The organism is Clostridium sp. (assembly GCF_040797585.1).
In the GTDB taxonomy this organism is placed as follows: Bacteria; Bacillota; Clostridia; order Clostridiales; family Clostridiaceae; genus Clostridium_Z.
Window position 1 is genome coordinate 1 of sequence record NZ_JBFNEO010000150.1, and the last position, 7,151, is coordinate 7,151.

Consider the following 7,151-nt stretch of genomic DNA (forward strand, 5'->3'; position numbering starts at 1 on the left):
GCTTAGTGTCCATAGTTATACTTTTTATATTTACAAGAATTATGGGGAAAAAGCAACTTTCTCAGTTAAGCTTTTTTGACTATATTGCAGGGATATCTATTGGGTCTATAGCAGGAGAGTTTGCAATAAACCACGAAATACCTTATGAATACGCCATTGTTGCCCTTGTTGTATATTCAGTAATACCTATTGCAGTTTCTTATATATCTCTAAAAGGTAAAAGTCTCAGAGGGGTACTAGGGGATAAGCCTAGCATACTTATTCAAAATGGTAAGTTTTTAGAAAAAAATCTTAGAAAATCAAAGTTTACTATTAATGATGTTTTAGAGGAATGTAGGCTTAAGGATATATTTGATATAAGAAAAGTAGATTACGCTATATTAGAAACCAGTGGAAAAGTTAGTATACTTTTAAAGCCAGAGAATCAGTTGGTAACCCTTAAGGATATGAAGATTAAGTCTAATTACAAAGGAATTATGGCAGAGGTTATTGTTGATGGAATTATAATGAATGAACATTTAAAATTAATGAATCATAATGAACAATGGTTATTTAATGAACTTAAAAAGCTTAAGATAAATTCACCCAAAGAGGTGTTTTTAGCTACAGTAGATGCCACAGGGAAATTAAATGTGGATTTAAAGGATAATGACCCTGAACCTTTTAATGTATTTAAGTAAATTTGAAGACTTTTTAAAATTATTAACAAGATATAAAAGGTCACCTTAAAGTAAAGATTATTAGATTTTAATCTTAATTTAAGGTGACTTTTTAGTAGAAATATCAATAGGTAACATTTCCGTCAATAAATATAAATTTTAAATATATTTTAGAATAGTCATGTTAAGCCTAGAAAATAACATTTAGCTACATTTAATAGATTCTATATCTATACCATTAGATGCAAGTTTATCTATTGCATCTTTTTCTATTATATCCTTAAGATCTACTAAAGCAGGCTCAAATTCTACATATTGTCCCATCATAAGGCATAGCTTATGTTCAATATCTATCCAAGTAGAAAAGTTAGCTTCATTATGCTGGACTTGAACTTCTAATTTATCTAGAGCATTGGCTACCTTAGCCTCATAGGAAGACTTATTTTCAAACTCCATCCATATATCATATAATTCTTCACCTAAGTCATTACCTAAGGTAGTCCTAATATTATTTATGGCTTTCAACTCATTTTTAGTCTTAAGCTTTTTTAATTCCTCGTTATTCATTATGTTAAAGACAGGGATATCTCCTGCTTCAGCTTCCACAAGATCATGAATTATGATCATCTTTAGTAGTCTTTCCATATTAACTGGTTTAGATAGATTTTTCTCCATTAATACTGCCATTAAAGACATTCTCCAGGTGTGCTCAGCTACACTCTCTTGCCTTCCGCTTGAAAGCCAGCTATGTCTTAATTCATTCTTTAACTTTTCAGCTAGAGAGATAACTTTAAATATATCTTGCATGTTAGATTTCATATAACATTCCTCCTATGTATCCAAAGTACTATACTTAAAATAATATCATATGTAAAGTAATTTATGCTAGGACATGTGTATGGAGACACATGGTATAATATAGAGAGATATGCAGCGATATATGTAATATATGAAGCATGGAGGAGTACCAATAAATAAGGTTTAACATAGGAGGCAGAAATGATTTATTTTGAAAGTGAGAGATTAATATTTAGAAACTGGAAAGAGGAGGATTTAAAAGACTTTAAAGAGATGAATAGTGATACTAGGGTAATGAAGTATTTTCCAAAGACTCTATCTAATGAGGAAGCAGAAACCTTTTATAATAAAATCCAAGAGGAGTTTCAGATAGAAGGATATGGATTTTATGCAGTGGAAACAAAGGAAAAGGGTGAGTTTATAGGGCTTCTTGGTCTTCATAAAGCTAGTTTTGAAGCTGAATTTACTCCTTGTATTGAAATAGGATGGAGATTAAAAAAAGAGGCTCATGGTAAAGGATATGCCACAGAAGGAGCAAAGGCATGTATAGAATATGGATTTAGAGAGTTAAAACTTCAAAAGATATATAGCTTTACAGCTAAGATAAATCATCCTTCTGAAAATGTAATGAAAAAGATAGGGATGAAAAAAGTTATGGAGTTCAATCATCCAAATGTGGAGAAGGATAATGAATTATATGGACATGTGCTTTATTTACTAGAAGCAAAAGATTATTCTAATAGTTAGAAAATATTTATAAAATATGAATTCTGTTAAGTAGTTATGGAAAATAACCTAGGAGGATATATGATTAATTTTAAAATTGGTGATGGAATTTTTAACTTTAGAGTAGCAGGTATTTTAATTAAGGATAATAGTGTTCTTATACATAAACTAACTAGCGATGACTTTTATGCCTTTCCAGGTGGAAGGGTAGAAATCAATGAATCAACAGAGAACACAATTATTAGGGAGATGGAAGAGGAACTTCAACTTAAGGTTACTGTAGACAGGCCACTTTGGGTAAGTGAACATTTCTTTACAAATAAGGAAGACAGATATCATGAAGTTTGTTTTTATTATTTAATTAAGTGTGAGGATAATAGGATTTTTGAAAGAGGAGAGAGGTTTAATGTAACGGAGGAAGATAGAGAATTCGAGTTTAAGTGGGTTAAACTAAAGGATTTAAAGGATGAAGTTATATATCCTATTTTTATAAAAGATAGAATTGAAAATTTACCAATCACTATTGAAAGAGTTGTATCTGTGGAAAAGTAAGAGAATTTGTGGACAGAAATTTTAGGGTGTGGATAATTTAATATTCAACTTAAAAGAAAAATCATAAACTCATACATTTCAATTTTTATTACTTCCATTAATGGATTTATAGCCACTATAAGCTACTTTAAGAGGATAGATATTCATTAAAACAGTATTTTAATAAATTTAGAAAAGGATGATTAAATGGAAACAGTAATTTTTATAATACAATCTATAGTCTTAGGAATTGTTGAAGGTATAACGGAATTTCTACCAGTATCCTCCACAGGCCATATGATTATTTTTCAGAACTTAATGGGATTTAAAGGAACAAATCCTAATTATGTTGAGATGTATACTTATGTTATACAACTTGGAGCAATACTTGCGGTAGTTGTACTGTATTTTGGAAAAATAAAAGAAACTCTTGTGAACTTTTTTCCGAAGAAAGTTGGCTACGAAAAATCAGGATTTAAGTTTTGGCTTATGATATTTATCGCTTGCGTACCAGGAGGAGTATTTGGAATACTACTAGATGATTTATCTGATAAGTATTTATTCAATCCGGTATCCGTAGCTATAACACTGTTTTTAGGTGGTATATGGATGATATATGCTGAAAATAAATTTAGAAGTAAAAATACAAATACAACTAATCAAGAGCTAAATGTAACAGTAAGACAAGCTATAATAATTGGACTATTTCAATGTTTAGCTATAATTCCTGGAATGTCACGTTCAGCTTCTACTATTATAGGTGGATGGATATCAGGGCTTTCTACTGTAGTGGCAGCTGAGTTTTCTTTCTTTTTAGCTATCCCAGTTATGATAGGAATGAGCTTTTTGAAAATCCTAAAGATAGGCGGCATATCTATGCTTACATCCCAAGAGATTACGGCCCTTATGGCTGGATTTGTAGTTTCATTTATAGTGGCACTAGTGGTAATTAATAAGTTTATTTCATACTTACAGAAAAAACCAATGAAGATCTTTGCAGTATATAGAATGATATTTGCTATTGTAGTTTTACTAGCTGGATTTATAGGGGTGTTCCATTAAATAAAAAACTTAGTATATATATTTAACAATATAAATCTTTAGGTTAGTTAAGTTATATAATTAAAATTTATCTTATTCACTACTTAAACTCCAAGGTTTTAAAGGATTTAAGTACATGTATAAGTTAAATTTAGGCTAAAGACCCTATAAGAAGTTTAATTTTTGTATCTTGAGAATCTTAAACAGATTTAGAGAGCATATTTAATAAATATGAGTATAATGGAAGTGTAGTCCTAGAATATGAAACTGAGGTCTATTATTGTAATATGAAGTAAGTTTATTTAATGGGAAATTTATTATATCGAGAATAAGACTTAAGATTCTTAGATTATTCTAGATTATATAATCTAGGTAAGCTTTTCATATAGAAGTAGAATTCAACTTGAAGATAAGGAGAATCTAAGAATTAAGATATAAATTTTATAAACTAGGTTTATTTTTCATAGAACTTTGATATAATAATAGTAAGAAAGTAATAGATTATGAGACTTAAAGCCTTAAGTTTTTTAATAAAAATGCTTAGTGCTGGTAACACTAAGCATCCTTAGAACGTTTTTGGTTTTAGGGCTATCGGGTAAAATTAATTTTAAATATCAATTAAAGGTAAAAGCACTTAATCTTGGTCGGATGGAGTGCTTTTTTCTTTGCTTCTAATTTCAATATCAAGACCTAAAATTTTAATTTTAATTCTCAAGTAATTGAAAAATACATTGTTTTTTAAGACCATTTTAATAAGAACAATTACCATTATTCCTATCAGTAATATTTCCAGCATACCCAATACCACCCCCTGAGCTAGTGAGATAATAACCAAATAGCCCAAGGAGGAAAACGTACAACCCCCACAGCCATCCTCTGTGGTATTTGTATTCTACTTAAACATTATACCATAATATGTTAATGGTATAAATATATATACTAGCAAATTAAATCTGTGTTTATCTTATTATATGATTACAAATTTACGATGGTGTTTTTCTTATTAAAATTAATTCTAAGTAAGAATATATAATAAGTAAGAATATATAATAAGTAAGAATATATAATAAGGAATTATATTATTTTAGGAATAGTATTTATTATTATAATTTTGTAATAATATTGAAATAATTGAATAATATCATAGTTTATAATTAATCATATATTAAATTTTATTTGTTATATAGATAAACCATCTGAAAATTCAACTTTTGAATATGCTTTAAATAGTAGTAATTAGGATTTAGTTTTAATTATCATGTGGTTTATATATAGATGTACCTTATCTAAATTTAATATTTGAATATGCTGTGGATTTGGAAGATTGCAGTTTAGTTTAATGTGCAATGGGTAGATATATATTTAGAAGTTAAGAGGGGGATTAAATAGTGGATTACATAAAGTGGATAAGAAGTAAAGTAGGACATGATACTATAATATTAAACTTTTCAGTTGCATGTATTACTAATGATAAGGGGGAGATATTACTTCAAAAAAGAAGTGATAAAGAGGAATTGTGGGGACTTCCAGGAGGAGCTATTGAGCTTTATGAATCTGTTGAAGAGGCCTTAATTAGAGAGGTTAAGGAAGAAACAGGGCTAGAGGTAGGGGTAGAAAAGTTTATAGGAGTATATTCAAAATACTTTGCTGAATACCCAAATGGGGACACTTCCCAATCAATATGCTATTTATTTAAATGTAATATGATTAGTGGGGATTTAATGGTAGATAATAAGGAAACCTTTGATTTGAAGTTTTTTAGTAGAGATAATATTCCTAGATTGTTCCTTAAGCAGCATGAGGATATGTTAGAAGATTTCCTTAATAACAATACCGGGGTGTTTAAATAATTTAAGAGAATAATTAGCCTTTAGCATATAGTTTGTGACATAATTATTCTATATAGAAAGAGGAGAGGAATAATGAATTTAGAATATAAAGCAAGAAAAATGAGGACAGAAGATTTAAATTCCTGTGCTGAATTAATGATTAAAGTTTACAATGGAGCACCATGGTTTGATCAGTGGGAATCTGTAGAGCAAAGTTCAAAATATTTAAAGGAATTTATGGATAATCCAGCTTTTAGAGGTTTTGTTATAGAAAAAGAAGATATTATTGTTGGAGCATGTTTTGGACATAAAAGAAGCTGGTTTTCAGGAGATGAGTGTTTTGTAAATGAATACTTCATAGACAATGATTATCAGAGTATTGGCTTAGGGTCAAAGTTAATGAACTTCGTAAAGCTATCCTTGAAAGAAGAAAATATTATTTATATTACTTTATTAACAGAGAGAAATATACCCGCTAAAGATTTCTATGAAAAACAGGGACTAAAGATAAAGGAAGAGAATATCTTCATGTATGGAGAGTGCTAAGGAATTTTTAAGATTAAGTAAAGGGGCTATCGCATTAAGGAATTTAACCACAATATGTTGTCTTAGAATTTAAAAATCTAATACAATATATTGTAGTTTTTATTCTTTGCGCGACAGCCTCTTTTAATTTTAGTATTTATTGTATTAGGTTATAGAGTTATAGATTACAGCATTTAAATTTTTCTTCTGATAAAATGAATAAGGGTAGAAAATAGGCTAGTAGCAAAAATGAATTATATAATTGTTTATTCACCTATAAAAGCATAGTTATATTGTACTTTTATATAAATTTTTTTGTTTTTGTGAAACATAGTGCTTTTATTTCGTATTTAATTAATGAAAGAAAGTAAATAGGAAAGGAGAGCTATAGTGGGTATTAATGAAGATAATTTTTTGTTAGAACTTAAGAAAAGAAATACTAAATCTTTGGAGTATATTATAGATACTTATTCAAATCTAGTATTTAAGGTGGTGATAAATGTTTTAGGACATGATAACCATGAGAGTGCTGAAGAATGCCTTAATGATATATATCTTTTAGTATGGAATAAATATAATCTTTATAATCCAGAGAAAACTTCCTTTAAAAATTGGCTCTTAGCTGTCAGTAAATATAAAGCCATAGATTATAAAAGAAAATTAAAGCAGGCGGATAATATTCCTATAGAGGAAGATATAATATCTGACCATAGAGATCTTGAAAATGACTATATTAGTAGAGAAAAGAAAGAGAAAATTCTTGAGCTATTATGTGATGAAAATAAAGTAGATAGGGAGATATTTATAAGAAAATATATATTTGATGAAGATATCAATAGTATAACTAAGACATTTAATTTGACTAAAGGCGCAGTTTATAACAGGCTTTGGAGAACAAGAAACTCTATTATAGAAAAGTTTAAGATTTCCTATAAGGAGGAGATAGTAAAATGAAAAATTATTTTAATGAAGATGAAATTATAACTTTATTAAATGATGTTACTATTACAGAAGATGAGATTAGTACCAGTGAGCTTAATGA

At 28.6% G+C, this 7,151-nt stretch carries 9 protein-coding genes; 7 read left to right on the forward strand and 2 right to left on the reverse strand.

The annotated features are described in order from the left end of the window. On the forward strand, positions 1–680 hold a 680-nt coding region (locus tag AB2369_RS09760), incomplete at its 5' end, for a DUF421 domain-containing protein (protein ID WP_367666290.1). Between the two features lie 183 nt (positions 681–863). Here AB2369_RS09760 and AB2369_RS09765 read toward each other — a convergent pair. Next, the gene (locus tag AB2369_RS09765; protein ID WP_367666291.1) at positions 864–1,478 is read right to left on the reverse strand and encodes an HD domain-containing protein; all 615 of its coding nucleotides are present in this window, start codon (positions 1,476–1,478) and stop codon (positions 864–866) included. Between the two features lie 180 nt (positions 1,479–1,658). Here AB2369_RS09765 and AB2369_RS09770 point away from each other — a divergent pair, with 180 nt between their 5' ends. The 3 genes from AB2369_RS09770 (at position 1,659) to AB2369_RS09780 (ending at position 3,776) form a co-directional block, all read left to right on the forward strand. Continuing rightward, positions 1,659–2,204 carry a GNAT family N-acetyltransferase gene (locus AB2369_RS09770; protein WP_367666292.1) on the forward strand — a complete coding sequence of 182 codons (546 nt, stop codon included), beginning with the start codon at positions 1,659–1,661 and terminating at the stop codon, positions 2,202–2,204. 60 nt (positions 2,205–2,264) lie between these two features. Then, entirely contained in the window at positions 2,265–2,735 is a 471-nt protein-coding gene (locus tag AB2369_RS09775) for an NUDIX hydrolase (RefSeq protein ID WP_367666293.1), read from the forward strand. 186 nt (positions 2,736–2,921) lie between these two features. Next, positions 2,922–3,776, forward strand: a complete 855-nt coding sequence (locus AB2369_RS09780; RefSeq protein ID WP_367666294.1) for an undecaprenyl-diphosphate phosphatase — start codon at positions 2,922–2,924, stop codon at positions 3,774–3,776. Between the two features lie 613 nt (positions 3,777–4,389). On the opposite strand, the gene AB2369_RS09785 is transcribed toward AB2369_RS09780, so the two are convergent. Continuing rightward, complete coding sequence (locus AB2369_RS09785; RefSeq protein ID WP_367666295.1) at positions 4,390–4,551, reverse strand: hypothetical protein; 162 nt, start codon at positions 4,549–4,551, stop codon at positions 4,390–4,392. A gap of 592 nt (positions 4,552–5,143) precedes the next feature. Between AB2369_RS09785 and AB2369_RS09790 the strand changes: the two genes are divergently transcribed. From AB2369_RS09790 to AB2369_RS09800, 3 genes are all read left to right on the forward strand, one after another. After that, a complete protein-coding gene (locus tag AB2369_RS09790) occupies positions 5,144–5,605 on the forward strand; it encodes an NUDIX hydrolase (RefSeq protein ID WP_367666296.1) in 462 nt (153 codons plus the stop codon). Positions 5,606–5,677: 72 nt separating this feature from the next. After that, positions 5,678–6,130, forward strand: coding sequence for a GNAT family N-acetyltransferase (locus AB2369_RS09795; RefSeq protein ID WP_367666297.1), 453 nt, complete (start codon positions 5,678–5,680; stop codon positions 6,128–6,130). Between the two features lie 369 nt (positions 6,131–6,499). Beyond that, positions 6,500–7,063 (forward strand): sigma-70 family RNA polymerase sigma factor, encoded by a 564-nt coding sequence (locus AB2369_RS09800; RefSeq protein WP_367666298.1) that lies wholly within the window; start codon positions 6,500–6,502, stop codon positions 7,061–7,063. Positions 7,064–7,151: the final 88 nt, after the last annotated feature.